The sequence below is a fragment of the Streptomyces sp. NPDC038213 genome (assembly GCF_055600495.1).
Map to the genome: position 1 here is coordinate 53,176 of NZ_JBVJYM010000027.1, position 17,443 is coordinate 70,618.

The 17,443-nt window shown below is 69.0% G+C and carries 11 protein-coding genes; 8 read left to right on the forward strand and 3 right to left on the reverse strand.

All coding sequences use genetic code 11. The features are described from left to right. Positions 1-135: 135 nt before the first annotated feature. Positions 136-597, reverse strand: a complete 462-nt coding sequence (locus ACZ7JZ_RS28185) for a lamin tail domain-containing protein (RefSeq protein ID WP_470943979.1) — start codon at positions 595-597, stop codon at positions 136-138. A 183-nt stretch (positions 598-780) separates the two neighbouring features. Further along, on the reverse strand, positions 781-2,310 hold the full coding sequence (locus ACZ7JZ_RS28190) for a helix-turn-helix domain-containing protein (RefSeq protein WP_470943981.1): 1,530 nt from the start codon (positions 2,308-2,310) through the stop codon (positions 781-783). A 315-nt stretch (positions 2,311-2,625) separates the two neighbouring features. Between ACZ7JZ_RS28190 and acnA the strand changes: the two genes are divergently transcribed. The 4 genes from acnA (at position 2,626) to ACZ7JZ_RS28210 (ending at position 9,080) form a co-directional block, all read left to right on the forward strand. Beyond that, on the forward strand, positions 2,626-5,340 hold the full coding sequence (gene acnA, locus ACZ7JZ_RS28195) for an aconitate hydratase AcnA (RefSeq protein ID WP_470943984.1): 2,715 nt from the start codon (positions 2,626-2,628) through the stop codon (positions 5,338-5,340). Positions 5,341-5,658: 318 nt separating this feature from the next. Continuing rightward, positions 5,659-7,128, forward strand: a complete 1,470-nt coding sequence (gene ngcE / locus ACZ7JZ_RS28200; RefSeq protein WP_470944067.1) for an N-acetylglucosamine/diacetylchitobiose ABC transporter substrate-binding protein — start codon at positions 5,659-5,661, stop codon at positions 7,126-7,128. A 50-nt stretch (positions 7,129-7,178) separates the two neighbouring features. Next, entirely contained in the window at positions 7,179-8,123 is a 945-nt protein-coding gene (locus ACZ7JZ_RS28205) for a carbohydrate ABC transporter permease (RefSeq protein WP_470943986.1), read from the forward strand. 15 nt (positions 8,124-8,138) lie between these two features. Next, positions 8,139-9,080, forward strand: a complete 942-nt coding sequence (locus ACZ7JZ_RS28210; RefSeq protein ID WP_470943988.1) for a carbohydrate ABC transporter permease — start codon at positions 8,139-8,141, stop codon at positions 9,078-9,080. 83 nt (positions 9,081-9,163) lie between these two features. Here ACZ7JZ_RS28210 and mgtA read toward each other — a convergent pair whose 3' ends face one another. Continuing rightward, complete coding sequence (mgtA, locus tag ACZ7JZ_RS28215; RefSeq protein ID WP_470943990.1) at positions 9,164-11,884, reverse strand: magnesium-translocating P-type ATPase; 2,721 nt, start codon at positions 11,882-11,884, stop codon at positions 9,164-9,166. 588 nt (positions 11,885-12,472) lie between these two features. Here mgtA and ACZ7JZ_RS28220 point away from each other — a divergent pair. From ACZ7JZ_RS28220 to ACZ7JZ_RS28235, 4 genes are all read left to right on the forward strand, one after another. After that, positions 12,473-13,690 carry an ROK family transcriptional regulator gene (locus tag ACZ7JZ_RS28220; protein WP_470943992.1) on the forward strand — a complete coding sequence of 406 codons (1,218 nt, stop codon included), beginning with the start codon at positions 12,473-12,475 and terminating at the stop codon, positions 13,688-13,690. Between the two features lie 132 nt (positions 13,691-13,822). Then, positions 13,823-14,941 carry a substrate-binding domain-containing protein gene (locus tag ACZ7JZ_RS28225; protein ID WP_470943995.1) on the forward strand — a complete coding sequence of 373 codons (1,119 nt, stop codon included), beginning with the start codon at positions 13,823-13,825 and terminating at the stop codon, positions 14,939-14,941. A 190-nt stretch (positions 14,942-15,131) separates the two neighbouring features. Then, on the forward strand, positions 15,132-15,920 hold the full coding sequence (locus ACZ7JZ_RS28230; protein WP_470943998.1) for an ATP-binding cassette domain-containing protein: 789 nt from the start codon (positions 15,132-15,134) through the stop codon (positions 15,918-15,920). Next, complete coding sequence (locus ACZ7JZ_RS28235) at positions 15,917-17,215, forward strand: sugar ABC transporter permease (protein ID WP_470944000.1); 1,299 nt, start codon at positions 15,917-15,919, stop codon at positions 17,213-17,215. The genes ACZ7JZ_RS28230 and ACZ7JZ_RS28235 overlap by 4 nt, the downstream gene beginning before the upstream one ends. The last annotated feature ends 228 nt before the right edge of the window (positions 17,216-17,443 follow it).

The window sequence follows — 17,443 nt, forward strand, 5'->3', positions numbered from 1 at the left end:
CCGAACTCCGTTGCCCCGCAGACGCGTTCGGTTTCCGCCTGCTGTCCTGATTCTGCGGCCCGGACAGCCGTACGGGCGACCCCCGGCCGCTTCTGCGACCGGAATTCGCCCGTACGCGGTGATTTCTGAAGGGGATCAGTGGCAGGTGGTGTACCCGCGGCCGTTGGCCTTCCAGGAACAGGAGTCCTTCTTCGTCCCGTTGGGGGCGATCAGGGTCACGGAGCCCTTGTTGTTGTTGAACCAGAAGTTGTCCTTCTTCCGGTACACGTGCTTGGCGGTGTTGCCGCCCTGCCCGTTGTGCAGCCGGACCGTCTTGCCGGCGCCGAGGGTGAAGGTGCCGAACTTGTACAGGTACCCGGACGCGGTCTTCACCGTGTAGTTGGTGAGCTTCACCGCCGAGCGCGAGTTGTTGTGCAGGTCGACGTACTCGGCGTTGAGCTTGGCATTCGTACGCGGCAGGTCGGCGCCCGGGCCGTCGAACTGCAGCGCACCGAAGTGCAGCCCGCCCTGGTGCGCGGCCGCGCTCGCCGACGGGGCCGCGAGCGCGGCTCCGGCGGTCAGTGCGGCAGCGGCGATGAACGTGGCGGTCTTCTTCATCTGAAAGGGGTCCCCTCCCTGGAACTCCGCCGCGGAGGCGGCGGAGCTATAGATATACAAGGTGCTGATGTGATGGACGCCCCAAAATCCGGAATACGCGGATCACGTCTCGGCCCGGGTACGGCAGAAGCCCCGTACCGGGACATCCGGTACGGGGCTTCGGTGCAGCGGTCGTGTCGTGTCCTAGATGTCCCGGAAGGTCTCGATCTGGGCGCCGACCGAGTTGAGGCGCTCGGCGAGCTCCTCGTAGCCGCGGTTGATGACGTAGACGTTGCGCAGCACCGAGGTGCCCTCGGCGGCCATCATCGCGAGGAGGACGACCACGGCCGGGCGCAGGGCCGGCGGGCACATCATCTCGGCCGCGCGCCAGCGGGTGGGGCCCTCGACCAGGACGCGGTGGGGGTCCAGGAGCTGGAGGCGGCCGCCGAGGCGGTTGAGGTCGGTGAGGTAGATGGCGCGGTTGTCGTAGACCCAGTCGTGGATCAGGGTCTGGCCCTGGGCCGCCGCCGCGATGGCCGCGAAGAAGGGGACGTTGTCGATGTTCAGGCCCGGGAAGGGCATGGGGTGGATCTTGTCGATCGGCGCCTCCAGCTTGGAGGGCCGGACCGTGAGGTCCACGAGGCGGGTGCGGCCGTTGTCGGCGGGGTACTCCGCGGTGCGGTCGTGGTCGAGGCCCATCTCCTCCAGGACCGCGAGCTCGATCTCCATGAACTCGATCGGCACCCGGCGGATGGTCAGCTCGGACTCCGTGACCACGGCGGCGGCCAGCAGGCTCATCGCCTCGACCGGGTCCTCGGAGGGGGAGTAGTCCACGTCCACGTCGATGTGGGGCACGCCGTGCACGGTGAGGGTGGTGGTGCCGATGCCCTCCACCCGGACGCCCAGGGCCTCCAGGAAGAAGCAGAGGTCCTGGACCATGTAGTTGGAGGAGGCGTTGCGGATGACGCTCACGCCGTCGTGGCGGGCGGCGGCGAGCAGGGCGTTCTCGGTGACGGTGTCCCCGCGCTCGGTCAGCACGATCGGGCGCCCGGGGGAGACCCCGGCCTCGACCTCCGCGTGGTACAGCCCCTCGGTGGCCGTGATGTCCAGGCCGAACCGGCGCAGGGCGATCATGTGCGGCTCGATGGTGCGGGTGCCGAGGTCGCAGCCGCCGGCGTAGGGCAGCTTGAAGCGGTCCATCCGGTGCAGCAGCGGGCCGAGGAACATGATGATGCTCCGGGTCCGGCGGGCCGCCTCCTCGTCGATGGCGTCCATGTCCAGCTGCGCGGGCGGGACGAGTTCGAGGTCGACTCCGCCGTTGATCCAACGGGTGCGCACGCCGATGGAGCCGAGCACCTCCAGGAGCCGGTAGACCTCCTCGATGCGGGCCACCCGGCGCAGGACCGTGCGGCCCTTGTTGAGCAGGGAGGCGCACAGCAGCGCGACGCAGGCGTTCTTGCTGGTCTTCACGTCGATGGAGCCGGAGAGGCGGCGGCCGCCGACCACGCGCAGGTGCATGGGTCCGGCGTAGCCCAGGGAGACGATCTCGCTGTCGAGTGCTTCACCGATGCGGGCGATCATCTCAAGGCTGATGTTCTGGTTGCCGCGCTCGATGCGGTTCACGGCGCTCTGGCTGGTGCCCAGTGCGTCGGCGAGCTGACTCTGCGTCCAGCCGCGGTGCTGCCGGGCGTCACGGATGAGCTTGCCGATGCGTACGAGGTAGTCGTCTGCCATGGCTGCACCGTATCTCAGATATGAGATGAGGCCGCACCCGGGTGGTCCGAACGGGTATGAGGGGGCGTCAGGGGCGCCGGGCGGGATGCGGCAGGGCCGTTCCGGCGGGATGAGCGCGGTCACACGCGTGCGCGCATCGTCGTGCGGCCGGTCATGTACTAGAGTTATCTCGACATCGAGATATCTGCCCGAGGCGTACCGCAGCCGCCCCCGAGGTAAGGGTTACCTAACTTAGCCTTACCTTAACGGATTGGCCGGGGAGCGTGGCGGCAGGATGCGGTAGAACGCGCGAATTCATGCATGAAGGAGACTGTCGTGTCGGCGAACAGCTTCGACGCCCGCAGCACGCTGCAGGTGGGCGACGAGTCGTACGAGATCTTCCGGCTGGACAAGGTGGAGGGCTCGGCCCGTCTGCCCTACAGCCTGAAGGTCCTGCTGGAGAACCTGCTCCGCACCGAGGACGGCGCGAACATCACCGCCGACCACATCCGTGCGCTGGGCAGCTGGGACTCCCAGGCCCAGCCCAGCCAGGAGATCCAGTTCACGCCGGCCCGCGTGATCATGCAGGACTTCACCGGCGTCCCCTGTGTCGTGGACCTCGCCACCATGCGTGAGGCCGTGAAGGCCCTCGGCGGCGACCCGGCGAAGATCAACCCGCTCTCGCCCGCCGAGATGGTCATCGACCACTCCGTCATCGCGGACAAGTTCGGCACGAAGGACGCCTTCGCGCAGAACGTCGAGCTGGAGTACGGCCGCAACAAGGAGCGCTACCAGTTCCTGCGCTGGGGCCAGACCGCCTTCGACGACTTCAAGGTCGTCCCCCCGGGCACCGGCATCGTCCACCAGGTCAACATCGAGCACCTGGCCCGCACGGTCATGGTCCGGAACGGCCAGGCCTACCCCGACACCCTCGTCGGCACCGACTCGCACACCACCATGGTCAACGGCCTCGGCGTGCTGGGCTGGGGCGTCGGCGGCATCGAGGCCGAGGCCGCGATGCTGGGCCAGCCGGTCTCCATGCTGATCCCGCGGGTCGTCGGCTTCAAGCTGACCGGCGAGCTGCCCACCGGCACCACCGCCACCGACCTGGTGCTGACCATCACCGAGATGCTGCGCAAGCACGGCGTCGTCGGCAAGTTCGTCGAGTTCTACGGCGAGGGCGTGGCCGCCACCTCCCTCGCGAACCGCGCCACCATCGGCAACATGTCGCCGGAGTTCGGCTCGACCGCCGCCATGTTCCCGATCGACGGCGAGACCCTGAAGTACCTCAAGCTCACCGGCCGCTCCGAGCAGCAGGTCGCGCTCGTCGAGGCGTACGCCAAGGAGCAGGGCCTGTGGCTGGACCCGGCCGCCGAGCCGGACTTCTCCGAGAAGCTGGAGCTCGACCTCTCCACGGTCGTCCCCTCCATCGCCGGCCCGAAGCGCCCGCAGGACCGCATCGTCCTCGCGAACGCCGCCGAGCAGTTCGCCCTCGACGTCCGCAACTACGTGGACGACGCGGACGAGGCGGGCAAGGAGTCCTTCCCGGCCTCCGACGCCCCCGCCGCCACCAACGGGGTCCCGACCCGCCCGACGCAGGTCACCCTGGCCGACGGCACCTCCTTCGAGATCGACCACGGCGCCGTCACCGTCGCCGCGATCACCTCCTGCACCAACACCTCGAACCCCTACGTCATGGTCGCCGCGGCGCTCGTGGCCAAGAAGGCGGTCGAGAAGGGCCTGGCCCGCAAGCCGTGGGTCAAGACCACCCTGGCCCCGGGCTCGAAGGTCGTCACCGACTACTTCGACAAGGCCGGCCTGACCCCGTACCTCGACAAGATGGGCTTCAACCTCGTCGGGTACGGCTGCACCACCTGCATCGGCAACTCCGGTCCGCTGGACGAGGAGATCTCGAAGGCGATCAACGAGCACGACCTCGCGGTCACCTCGGTGCTCTCCGGCAACCGCAACTTCGAGGGCCGGATCAACCCCGACGTCAAGATGAACTACCTGGCCTCCCCGCCGCTGGTCGTCGCCTACGCCATCGCGGGCTCCATGAAGGTGGACATCACCAAGGACGCCATCGGCACCGACACCGAGGGCAACCCGGTCTTCCTCAAGGACATCTGGCCCTCCGAGGCCGAGGTGAACGACGTCGTCGCCAACGCCATCGGCGAGGACATGTTCAGCAAGTCCTACCAGGACGTCTTCGCGGGCGACGCCCAGTGGCAGGCCCTGTCGATCCCGACCGGCAACACGTTCGAGTGGGACCCGCAGTCCACCTACGTGCGCAAGCCCCCGTACTTCGAGGGCATGACCATGGAGACCACCCCGGTCTCCGACATCGCCGGCGCCCGCGTGCTGGCGAAGCTGGGCGACTCGGTCACCACCGACCACATCTCCCCGGCCGGTGCGATCAAGGCCGACACCCCGGCCGGCAAGTACCTCACGGAGCACGGCGTCGAGCGCCGCGACTTCAACTCCTACGGCTCCCGCCGCGGCAACCACGAGGTCATGATCCGCGGAACCTTCGCGAACATTCGCCTCCGCAACCAGATCGCGCCGGGCACCGAGGGCGGCTTCACCCGCGACTTCACCGTCGAGGGCGCCCCGGTCTCCTTCATCTACGACGCCTCGCAGAACTACCAGGCCGCCGGCATCCCGCTGGTCATCCTGGCGGGCAAGGAGTACGGCTCCGGCTCCTCCCGCGACTGGGCGGCCAAGGGCACCGCGCTCCTGGGCGTCAAGGCCGTCATCGCCGAGTCCTACGAGCGCATCCACCGCTCGAACCTGATCGGCATGGGCGTCCTGCCCCTGCAGTTCCCCGAGGGCGCCTCCGCGGCCTCCCTGGGCCTCACCGGCGAGGAGACCTTCTCCTTCACCGGCGTGGCGGAGCTCAACGAGGGCACCACCCCGCGCACCGTCAAGGTGACCACCGACACCGGTGTGGAGTTCGACGCGGTCGTCCGCATCGACACCCCCGGTGAGGCGGACTACTACCGCAACGGCGGCATCATGCAGTACGTGCTCCGCAACCTGATCCGCGGCTAGGCACGCCACCGGCGCCGCGCGCGCCGAGCCGGACAAAGAGGGCCGTATCCCCGTAACGGGGGTACGGCCCTTCCGCTTTTCGGGGAAGGGTTCCCGTGTGACGGAACGGTCTCAACTCGGAAAAGCCGGTGCCCATCCTTGTGCACGATCTTGCTCAGCCGAAGGCAAGTGGACTATACCTGTGCCCGTCCGGCCCACCGCGGTACGAGCGGCCCCGGACCGCGGGACGGCGGGGCACCTGCGGCGATGTCCGCATACACGGCAACTGCCGTGACTTCCGGCCTCCTTCACAACCCTGACGAAGGCGAGGACATGAGCATGGGATCCACCTCCGCCCACGGCGAGCAGCAGACCGGACCCGGCGCGGCCGGTACGGCCGGCGTCGGCCGCCGCGACCTCATCAAGCGCTCCGCGGCGCTCGGCCTGATCGCGGTGCCCTCCATGGGCCTGCTCTCCGCGTGCGCCTCCGGCGGCGGCGAGGAGAAGCCCAAGGCCGCACCGTCGGGCAAGACCGACAAGAACAACCCCTTCGGCGTCGCGAAGGGCAGCAAGCTCGACGTGGTCGTCTTCAAGGGCGGGTACGGCGACGACTACGCCAAGGCCTGGGAGGCCGCCTTCGACAAGAAGTGGGGCACCACCTCCTCGCACCTGGGCACCCAGGAGATCACCGCCAAGCTCCAGCCCCGCTTCAACGGAGGCAACCCGCCGGACGTCGTGGACAACTCCGGCGCCCAGCAGATCAAGCTCGACGTGCTCTTCAAGGGCGGCCAGCTCGCCGACCTGACGGCGGTCCTCGACGCCCCGTCCCTGGACGACCCCACCAAGAAGGTCCGGGACATGCTGATCCCCGGCACCGTGGAACAGGGCATGCAGGGCGGCAAGTTCGTCTCGGTGAACTACGTCTACACCGTCTGGGGCCTGTGGTACTCCGGCAAGCTCTTCAAGGAGAAGGGCTGGACCCCGCCGAAGACCTGGGACGAGTTCCTGGACGTGTGTACGAAGGCCAAGGCAGCCGGCCTCGGCGGCCTCGCCCACCAGGGCAAGTTCCCGTACTACATCAACGTCGCCATCATGGACCTGATCGCCAAGAAGGGCGGCCTGGACTCCATGAAGGCGATCGACCACCTGGAGCCCAACGCCTTCGCCGACAACCCGGTGGCGCTGGAGGCCGTCGAGGCCGTGTACGAGGTGGTGGAGAAGGGCCTGCTCATGCCGGGCACCAACGGCCTGACGCACACCGACTCGCAGACCCGCTGGAACCAGTACAAGGCCGCCTTCATCACCTGCGGCTCCTGGCTGGAGAACGAGCAGCTGAAGCAGACCCCGGCCGACTTCGACATGCGCTTCCTGCCCATGCCGGTGCTGGCCGGCAGCAAGCTGCCCTTCGAGGCCATCCGGGCCGGGGCCGGCGAGCCCTTCATCGTCCCGGAGAAGGCCGCGAACAAGGCCGGCGGTCTGGAGTTCATCCGCTCCATGCTCTCGCGCGAGTGGTCCACCCTCTTCGCCCAGCAGGCCAACTCCCTGACCATCGTCAAGGACGGCGTGGACCCGAACGTACAGCTCCGAGCGGGTACGAAGTCGGCGGTCGAGGCGTTGAAGGCGGCCGGGGACAACACGTTCAACTACCGTTACCCGGACTGGTACAGCCAGATGGACCTGGACATCCAGAACGCGTCCAACGAGCTGATGGCCAAGCGCATCCAGCCCAAGGAGTGGATCAAGCGGGCCCAGGCGGCCGTCGACAAGGCCGCCAAGGACCCGAACGCCAAGAACAACCGCCGCGACTGACGGCTGCAGGCCGCGCCACCGCCAAGCCCGGGACACCAGGGACGGACACCATGAGCCACGTAGCCAAGAGCAGGGGACGGGGCGGCTTCATCGCCGGCTTCCTCGTCGTACCACTCGCGCTGTACCTGACATTCGTCATCTGGCCGTATGTGCAGACATTCGGCTACTCCTTCACCAACTGGACAGGCCAGTCGCCGACGTTCGACTTCGTCGGCCTGGAGAACTACCAGGCGCTGCTGAAGGACGACGTCTTCCTCGGCGCGATCTGGCACAACCTGCTGCTCCTGGTGTTCGTCCCGGTGATCACCATCCTGCTCGCCCTCTTCTTCGCCTTCATGGTGAACGCGGGCGGCAAGAGCGGGGCCGGCGGGGTGCAGGGCGTGCGGGGATCGGCGTTCTACAAGATCGTCTACTTCTTCCCGCAGGTCCTCTCCCTCACCATCCTCGCGGTGCTCTTCGGAGCCGTGTACCGCAGCGACGAGGGCGGCCTGCTCAACGGGGTGCTGATCAAGATCGGCCTGGTCGACCCGCAGGCCCCGATCGAATGGCTGAACGAGCCGAACTTCGTGCTCTGGTGCCTGCTGCTCGTCGTGGTCTGGCACGGGGTGGGCTTCTACCTGGTCCTCTTCTCGGCGGCGATGCAGTCGGTGCCGAAGGACATCTACGAGGCGGCCCTGCTGGACGGCGCGGGCCGCGGCCAGACCTTCTTCAAGGTCACCCTCCCGCTGCTGTGGGACTCGGTGCAGACCTCGGCCGTCTACCTCGGCATCGTGGCCATGGACATGTTCGTCCTGGTCTCCACGATGACCTCCGGGCAGTTCGGCGGCGGCCCCGACCACCACAGCGAGGTCATGGCGACGGTGCTGATGCGCAACTTCCTCTACCTCGGCAACAGCGGCTACGCCTGCGCCATGGGCGTGGTCATGCTGGTCCTCACCATGATCCTGTCCGTCATCACGCTGCGCGCCACCCGCCGCGACCACATCGAGTACTGAGGCGGGAGACCTGTCATGACCACTGAGTCCACTGTCATCAAGGCGCCGGGCGAGGCGGCCGCGGAGCGGACGGGCGGCTCCGGGCGGACCGGGGAGCGCGAGCGCGAGACCCGCCGCTCCGAGGGCGCGGTCCTCAACGTCTTCTCCCACGGCTTCCTGGCCCTGTGGGCGATACTGATCGTCCTGCCGCTGATCTGGCTCGCGCTCGGCTCCTTCAAGACGGACGCCCAGATCGGCACCTCGGCCCTGAGCTGGCCGGCGAACTGGAACTTCGACGCCTTCGGGCGGGCCTGGGACAAGGGCGTCGGCGACTACTTCGCCAACACCGTCATCGTGATGGCCTTCTCGGTGCCGCTGACCATGCTCTTCGGCTCGATGGCCGCGTACGTGCTGGCCCGCTACCCCTTCCGCGGGAACCGGTTCGTCTACTACTTCTTCGTCAGCGGGGCGATGTTCCCGGTGTTCCTGGCGCTCGTACCGCTGTTCTTCATGGTCAAGCGCTTCGACATGCTGAACTCGTACCACGGGCTGATCCTCGTGTACGTCGCCTACTCGATGCCGTTCACCGTCTTCTTCATGCACTCGTTCTTCCGCACCCTGCCCACGGCGGTCCACGAGGCGGCGGTGATCGACGGGGCCTCGCACACCCGGATCTTCTTCCAGGTGATGCTGCCGATGGCCAAGCCCGGCCTGATCAGCGTCGGGATATTCAACACCCTGGGCCAGTGGAACCAGTACATCCTCCCGGCCGTGCTGATGCAGCCGCAGAGCAGCAGCGACCCCGAGCGCTACATGCTCACCCAGGGGCTGGTGCAGCTCCAGTACCAGATGGGCTACGAGACCGACCTGCCCGTGCTGTTCGCGGGCGTCACCATCGCGATGATCCCCATGCTGGTCGTGTACCTCTCCTTCCAGCGCCAGATCCAGGCGGGCCTGACCTCGGCCACCCTGAAGTAGGCCTCCGGCCGCCTGCGGGCGGTCCGGACACGGCAGCGGGCGGTCCCCCCTCGTGCGGGGGACCGCCCGTTCCCGTCGGCCGGTCAGAGCCAGGTGCCGAAGCGGCGGATGTAGCGGGTCTTCACGTACTGGGTGAGCGCGCAGTACGCCAGAAGCACCGCGACCAGCCACGGGAAGTACGACAGCGGCAGGGCCGTGAACCCGAGGGCCGGGGCCAGCGGGGAGAACGGCAGCCACAGCCCCGTCAGCACCGCGAGCACCGTCATGGCCATCACCGGCCAGGAGGCGCGGGACTGCACGAAGGGGATCTTCCGGGTGCGGATCATGTGCACGACCAGGGTCTGGGACAGCAGCCCCTCGACGAACCAGCCGGTCTGGAACAGCGACTGCTGGTCCACGGTGTTCGCCGCGAACACGTTCCACATGACCACGAACATGGCGATGTCGAACACCGAGCTGATGGGCCCGACGGTCAGCATGAACCGGCCGATGCCCTTCGCGTCCCAGTTCCGCGGCCTGCGCAGGTACTCCTCGTCCATCCGGTCCCACGGCGTGGCCAGCTGGGCGATGTCGTAGACCAGGTTCTGCACCAGCAGCATGATCGCGAGCATGGGCTGGAAGGGGATGAAGGCGGAGGCCACCAGCACCGAGAAGACGTTGCCGAAGTTCGAGGACGCCGTCATCTTGATGTACTTGACGGTGTTGCCGAAGGTGGTCCGGCCCTGGAGCACGCCCTGCTCCAGGACGGTCAGGTCCTTCTCCAGCAGGATGATGTCCGCCGACTCCTTGGCGATGTCCACCGCCGTGTCCACGGAGATGCCGACGTCGGCGTCGCGCAGCGCGGCGGCGTCGTTGATCCCGTCGCCGAGGAAGCCGACCGTGTGCCCGCCGGCCTGCAGGGCCCGTACGATCCGGGCCTTCTGCACCGGGTTGGCCTTGGCGAACACCGTGGTACGGGCGGCCAGTGCGCGGAGCTCCTGCTCGTCGAGGAGGTCGGTCGCGGCGCCGGTGACCACCTCGCCGACGTCCAGGCCGACGTCCGCGCAGACCCGTGCCGCGACGAGCTCGTTGTCGCCGGTGACCACCTTCACGGTGATCCCCTTGTCCGCCAGGCCCCGCAGCGCGGCGGCCGCGCTGGCCTTCGGCGGGTCGAGGAAGGCGAGGAAGCCGACCAGGGTCAGGCCGTACTCGTCGGCGATGGTGTAGGTGTCGCGGGGGGCCGCCACGGTGCGGGTGGCCACGGCCAGGACGCGCAGGCCCTGCCGGTTGTTCTCGACGGCGGTCAGGCCGGCCCGGATCCGGGCCGACTCGGTCAGGGTGACCGTACGGCCGTCCTCGACCACGTGGGTGCACAGGTCGAGCACCTCTTCGACCGCGCCCTTGGTGATGAGGACGTGCTCGGGGCGGCCCGCGGCGCCCGCCAGCCCCTCCCGGGCGAGGACCACGGACATCCGGCGCCGTGCGAAGTCGAAGGGGATCTCGTCGACCATCGTGAACCGTGCGTCGACGACAACCTCCTCGGCCTCGGTGACGCGGTCGACGACCGCCTGGTCCATGAGGTTGCGCAGGCCCGTCTGGAAGTGCGCGTTGAGGTACCCGTACTCCAGGACCTCCGCGTCCTCCCGGCCGTGCACGTCGAGGTAGCGGTCCAGGACGATCCGGTCCTCGGTGAGGGTGCCGGTCTTGTCCGTGCACAGCACGTCCATCGCGCCGAGGTTCTGGATCGCGTTGAGCCGCTTGACGACCACCTTGCGCCGGGCCATGGCCACGGCTCCGCGGGCCAGGTTGGCGGAGACCACCATGGGGAGCATCTCGGGGGTCAGGCCCACGGCGACGGCGACGGCGAAGAGGAAGGCCTCGTCCCAGTCGCCCTTGGTCAGCCCGTTGATCGCGAAGACCACGGGGACCATGACCGCCATGAAGCGGATCAGCAGGAAGCTGACCCGGCGCACGCCCTGGTCGAAGTTGGTCTGCGGGCGCTCCCCGGCGAGCGAGCCGGCCATGGAGCCGAAGTAGGTGTCGGAGCCGGTGGCCACGACCACGCCGGTGGCGGTGCCGGAGGTCACCGAGGTGCCCGTCAGGCACAGGTTGTCGGCCTCGACGGGGTCGGTGGTCTCCAGCTGTCCGCGGCCGTCGGGCCGGGTGTCGGCCTTGGCCACCGGAAGGGACTCGCCGGACAGCGCGGCCTGGCTCACCATCAGGTCCTTGGCGGTGAGCAGCCGCAGGTCGGCGGGGACCAGGTCGCCCGCGGCGAGTTTGACGAGGTCGCCGGGGACCACCTTGTCCATGGGGAGCTCGACGGTGGTGGGCGCGCTGCCCGTACCGGCCCGGCGCTGCACCGCGCAGGTGGTGGTCACCAGCTGCTTGAGGGCGTCGGCGGCCCGGCCCGAGCGGTACTCCTGCCAGAACCGCAGCAGCCCGCTGACGGCGACCATGACGGACAGGATGACGACCCCGGGGTCGGCCGGGTCCTGCCAGAACATGATCCCGGCGAGGAAGACCAGGACGAGGATGAAGGGGTTCCAGTAGGCCTTGGCCAGCTGGACGGACCAGTGCGGGGTGCGCTCCTGCACGATCACGTTGGCGCCGTGCCGCTCGTGCCTGCGGACGGCCTCGGCCCGGGTGAGGCCCAGCAGCGAGGTGTCGGCCTGCTGGAGCACGGCGGCGGCCGGGGCGGCGCTGGCCCCGGCGAGCCGTACGCCGACGGAGCGGGTACGGGCGGCCAGTTCGGCGGCCCGGCGCTCGCGGCGGGCCCGGCCCGGCGGAGCGAGGGTCCGGGGGGTGCGGGGGGTGAGCATGGTCATGTCGGTTGCCTCCCTCTGGCGCGTCCGGGCAGCACGGAGCCACCTGTCACGCAGAGTGATCATGGGTCGGTGGGCCAGCAGCGCGGAGCGGCCGGACCGGAGCCGACGGGCATGGGTGTGCCGCAGCCCTTGGGGCGGCCGGGTACGGGCGCGGCAGGGCGTGCGGAAGGAAAAAGGGGGAAACAGGAAAAAGGGGTGAAACGGGGATCAGGAAGGAGGGCGCCGTGAGGCGTCAGCCGGCGAGGGCGCGGCGGAGGGGACTTCGGTCGGGACTCATCCCGAACACCTCCTCGCGTCGTGCTGCCGGTACGGGGCGCCCTCCGGCCGGAAAGCCGCAGAAGTGGGGCGCCTGGCCGACCGTAACACGGACTCGCAGGCTGCCGCTCTCGTCCTTATGGTCGGAAGTGACCGTTTTGGGGTCCCTGCGGGCTCCGTCAGCCTCTTGACGTCTGGAAGGGCAAAGGCTCGACTTAGGGTTCACAAGTTGGAGAGACGCCGGGGTCTGCGTCGTGAGGTCCGCCTGCGACCAGCGTCCCGGCATGGGGGGCGACGGCCCGGCCGTCGCTTATGGGCAGGAGTGGATGAGTCGTGGAGACTCCGGGTTCGCAGTCGTCCCTGCACCGGGCCAATCTGGAACGGGTCGTGCGGGCTGTCCGGCTCGCCGGTTCGCTGACCCAGGCGGAGATCGCCCGTACCACCGGTCTGTCGGCGGCCACGGTGTCCAACATCGTGCGGGAGCTGAAGGACGGCGGCACCGTGGAGGTCACGCCGACCTCGGCGGGCGGCCGGCGCGCGCGCAGCGTCTCGCTGAGCGGTGACGCGGGCATCGTGATCGGCGTCGACTTCGGGCACGAGCACCTGCGGGTGGCCGTGGGCAACCTGGCCCACCAGGTGCTGGCCGAGGAGGCCGAGCCGCTGGACGTGGACGCCTCCTGGGCGGACGGGTTCGACCGGGCGGAAGCGCTGGTCGGGCGGCTGATCGAGAGCACCGGCGTGGGCCGGGACAAGGTCATCGGCGTGGGCCTCGGCGTGCCCGGCCCGATCGACGTGGAGTCCGGCACCCTCGGCTCCACGGCGATCCTGCCGGGCTGGGCCGGGATCAACCCCCGCGAGGAGCTCTCGCGCCGGCTGGGCGTGCCCGTGTACGTCGACAACGACGCGAACCTGGGCGCGCTGGGGGAGCTGGTCTGGGGGAGCGGCCGCGGGGTCAAGGACCTCGCGTACATCAAGGTCGCCAGCGGTGTGGGCGCCGGCCTGGTGATCAACGGGCAGATCTACCGCGGGCCCGGCGGCACGGCGGGGGAGATAGGGCACATCACCCTCGACGAGTCGGGCCCGGTCTGCCGCTGCGGCAACCGCGGCTGCCTGGAGACCTTCGCCGCCGCCCGGTACGTCCTGCCGCTGCTCCAGCCGGGCCACGGGCCCGATCTGACGATGGAGCGGGTGGTGGAGCTGGGCCGCGAGGGCGACCCGGGGTGCCGCCGCGTCATCGCGGACGTGGGCCGCCACATCGGCAGCGGTGTCGCCAACCTCTGCAATCTGCTCAACCCGCGCCGGGTGGTGCTGGGCGGCAGCCTCGCCGAGGCCGGAGAACTGGTCCTGGCCCCCATACGGGACTCCGTGTCCCGGTACGCGATCCCCAGCGCGGCACGGCAGTTGTCGGTGCTGACGGGGGCGCTGGGGGCCAGGGCGGAGGTGCTGGGCGCGCTCGCGCTCGTCCTTTCGGAGATGGGAGATTCGACTGTTCTGGGCGGTTCGGCGGCATCTGTCGGGCTGGTTCCCACCTCTTCGGTGCGGACGGCTTGAGTTCAGGTAGATAACGAATGGCACCGTTGTCATCTCGTTAGGTATTCACTGCTTGACGACAACCTTGCGGCCGAGTTGACTCACGTCACACCTCGGCCGCAAGGACGCGGCCTCGTCAGGGAGGTTCAACTCATGAACACGCGTATCCGCCGTGTAGCCGTAGTCCTGTCGGCCAGCGCGATGGCCGTGTCCCTCGCCGCCTGTGGCAGCGCCAAGGAAGCGGGGGAGAAGAAGACGGAGACCGGGTCGGCCGCCGCCAAGGGCGACGAGATCCGGGTGGGGCTGCTGCTGCCCGAGAACCAGACCGCGCGCTACGAGAAGTTCGACCAGCCGCTCATCGAGGCGAAGGTCAAGGAGCTCACCGGCGGCAAGGGCCAGGTCGTCTACGCCAACGCCAAGCAGGACGCGACCACGCAGAACTCGCAGGTCGACACGATGATCACCAACAAGGTGGACGTCCTGATCATCGACGCCGTCGACTCCAAGGCCATCGCCGGCTCGGTCAAGAAGGCCAAGGACGCCGGCATCCCGGTCGTCGCCTACGACCGCCTGGCCGAGGGCCCGATCGACGCCTACACGTCCTTCGACAACGAAGAGGTCGGCCGGGTCCAGGGCAAGGCCCTGCTGGAGGCCCTGGGCGACAAGGCCAAGGCCGGCCAGGTCGTCATGATGAACGGCTCGGTCACCGACCCGAACGCCGCACTCTTCAAGAAGGGCGCGCACTCCCAGCTCGACGGCAAGGTGACCGTCGGCAAGGAGTACGACACCAAGGAGTGGAAGCCCGAGAACGCCAACGCCAACATGGAGGCGGCGATCTCGGCCCTGGGCAAGGACAAGATCGTCGGCGTCTACTCCGCCAACGACGGCATGGCCGGCGGCATCATCACCGCCCTCAAGGCCGCCGGTGTCACCCCGCTGCCCCCCGTCACCGGCCAGGACGCCGAACTCGCCGGTGTCCAGCGCATCGTCGCGGGCGAGCAGTTCATGAGCGTCTACAAGCCGTACGCCCCCGAGGCCGCGGCCGCCGCCGAGATGGCCGTCGCCCTCGCCAAGGGCCAGAAGCTCGACGCGATCGCCAAGTCCTCGGTCGACAGCCCGACCACCAAGGGCGTCCCCTCGGTGCTGGTCCCGGTGGTCTCGCTGACCAAGGCCAACATCAAGGACACTGTGGTCAAGGACGGTGTCTACACCGTCGACGAGATCTGCACGGCGAAGTACGCCGCCGCCTGCGCCGCGGCCGGCCTCAAGTAGGCCCCCGAACTCTGTCCGGCGCCCCGCCCCTCCCACCCCGCCACCGCGGGGCGCCGGGCAGAAACGTTTCAGTCCACCGCATTCACTCCACAGCCCCGGAACTCCTGCCGGAACTCCCTGGCCAGAACCCCTGCCCAGAAGCTTCAGACGCTCAGAGTTCGACATCCCCGCCGGTCAGGCGGCGAAGGAGATGGTTCATGTGTCCGCTGCGCCCGTGCTGGCGTTGCGAGGCGTCTCGAAACGGTTCGGTGCCGTCCAGGCGCTCACCGACGTAGACCTCGAGATCCACGCCGGAGAGGTGGTCGCCCTCGTCGGCGACAACGGCGCCGGCAAGTCCACGCTCGTCAAGACGATCGCCGGAGTGCACCCCATCGATGACGGAGTCATCGAGTGGGAGGGCCGCCCCGTGCAGGTCAACAAGCCCCACGACGCCCAGAACCTCGGGATCGCGACGGTCTACCAGGACCTCGCGCTCTGCGACAACATCGACGTCGTCGGCAACCTCTTCCTCGGCCGCGAACTGAGCCGCCGCGGAATCCTCGACGAGGTGGAGATGGAGCGCCGCGCCCGCGAGCTGCTCACCACCCTGTCCATCCGGATCCCCAGCGTGCGGATCCCCATCGCCTCGCTCTCGGGCGGCCAGCGCCAGACCGTGGCCATCGCCCGCTCGATGCTCGGCGACCCCCGGCTCGTCATCCTCGACGAGCCCACCGCGGCCCTCGGCGTCGAGCAGACCGCACAGGTGCTCGACCTCGTCGAGCGGCTGCGCGAGCGCGGCCACGCCGTGATCCTCATCAGCCACAACATGGCCGACGTCAAGGCCGTGGCCGACCGGGTCGCCGTCCTGAGGCTCGGCCGCAACAACGGCGTCTTCAGCGTCGCCGACACCTCGCAGGAAGAGATCATCTCCGCCATCACGGGCGCCACGGACAACGCCGTGACCCGCCGTGCGGCGCGTACGGGGGAGGCCCGCTCGTGAACACCGAGAAGAAGGCCGCCCCGGCCGAGGTACCCGGCCCCAAGACGGCCGCGGACGAGGTGCCGGCCGACGCCGTGCCCGCCGTCGACCCCCGGCTGCTGGTCCGCGAGCAGGGCCTCGCCGGCTACGTCGGCGAGTTCAAGCGGAAGATGCGCGCGGGCGACCTCGGCTCCCTGCCGGTCGTCATCGGTCTGATCGTCATCTGCGCGATCTTCCAGGGCCTGAACTCCAACTTCCTGTCGGCCGAGAACCTCAGCAACATCACGGTCACGATGGTCGCCACCGGCATGATGGCCGTCGGCATCATCTTCGTGCTGCTGCTCGGCGAGATCGACCTGTCCGTCGGCTCCGTCAGCGGCGTCTCCGGGGCGATCGTCGCCGTCCTGGCCGTCACCCACGGGGTCAACGAGTGGCTCGCCGTGGCCGCCGCCATCGCGGGCGGCGCGGTGATCGGGGCCATCCACGGCTTCTTCTTCGCCCGGATAGGCGCCCCCGCTTTCGCCGTCACCCTCTCCGGCCTGCTGTTCTGGTCCGGGTTCATGCTCCAGATCCTCGGCAGCAACGGCACGATCAACCTGGACTCCGAGGGCGTGGTCGGCAAGCTGACCACGTACTACTTCGGCGACGTCGCCGCCGCCTACGGGCTGGCGCTGGTCGCGGTCGCGGTCTACTTCACCTCCTCCTTCCTGGACGCCCGCCGCCGCACCGCCGCCGGCGTGCCCTCCCGGCCGGTCGGCGAGATCGTCCTGCGCTCCGTCCTGCTCGCCGTGGTCGCCTTCGGGGCCGCGGCCGTCTACAACCAGTACAAGGGCCTGCCGCTCGCGCTGCTGCTCTTCCTGGCCGTGCTGGTCGGGACCGACCTGCTGCTGCGCCGCACCGCCTTCGGGCGCAAGGTCTTCGCGCTCGGCGGCAGCGTCGAGGCCTCCCGCCGCGCGGGCATCAACGTCACCGGCGTCCGGATCGCGGTCTTCTCGATCGCGGGCACCTTCGCGGCGGTCGGCGGCCTCTTCTGGGCCTCCAAGATCGCGGCGGCCAACCAGAGCGCCGGCGCCGGCGACCTGCTGATGAACGTGATCGCGGCGGCCGTGATCGGCGGCACCAGCCTCTTCGGCGGCCGCGGCCGGACCTGGAACGCCCTGCTCGGTGTCATGGTCATCACCTCCATCCAGTACGGTCTGGCCCTGGAGGGCATCGCCACGCCGATCCAGTACATGATCACGGGCGCGGTGCTGCTCGCCACCGTGGTGATCGACTCGGTCACCCGCAAGACCCAGAAGACGGCGGGCCGCGCCTAGCGGCGCATCCTGCCGGCGGGCGCCCCTGCGCTCACCTGTTCGGCCCAGTGCCCGGTGCCACCTGGTGTGGCACCGGGCACATGTGCGTCCGTCCACTCGTACGAGTTGTGTGACGGTGCGGAAATACGTACAGGTATGACAAGGATGTGACCCTGCCGGTACCGCCCGATGACGTCCGCCGCGAGCGGAACATTAGACTCGACAGACCAGCAAGCAACTGCAAGGAGG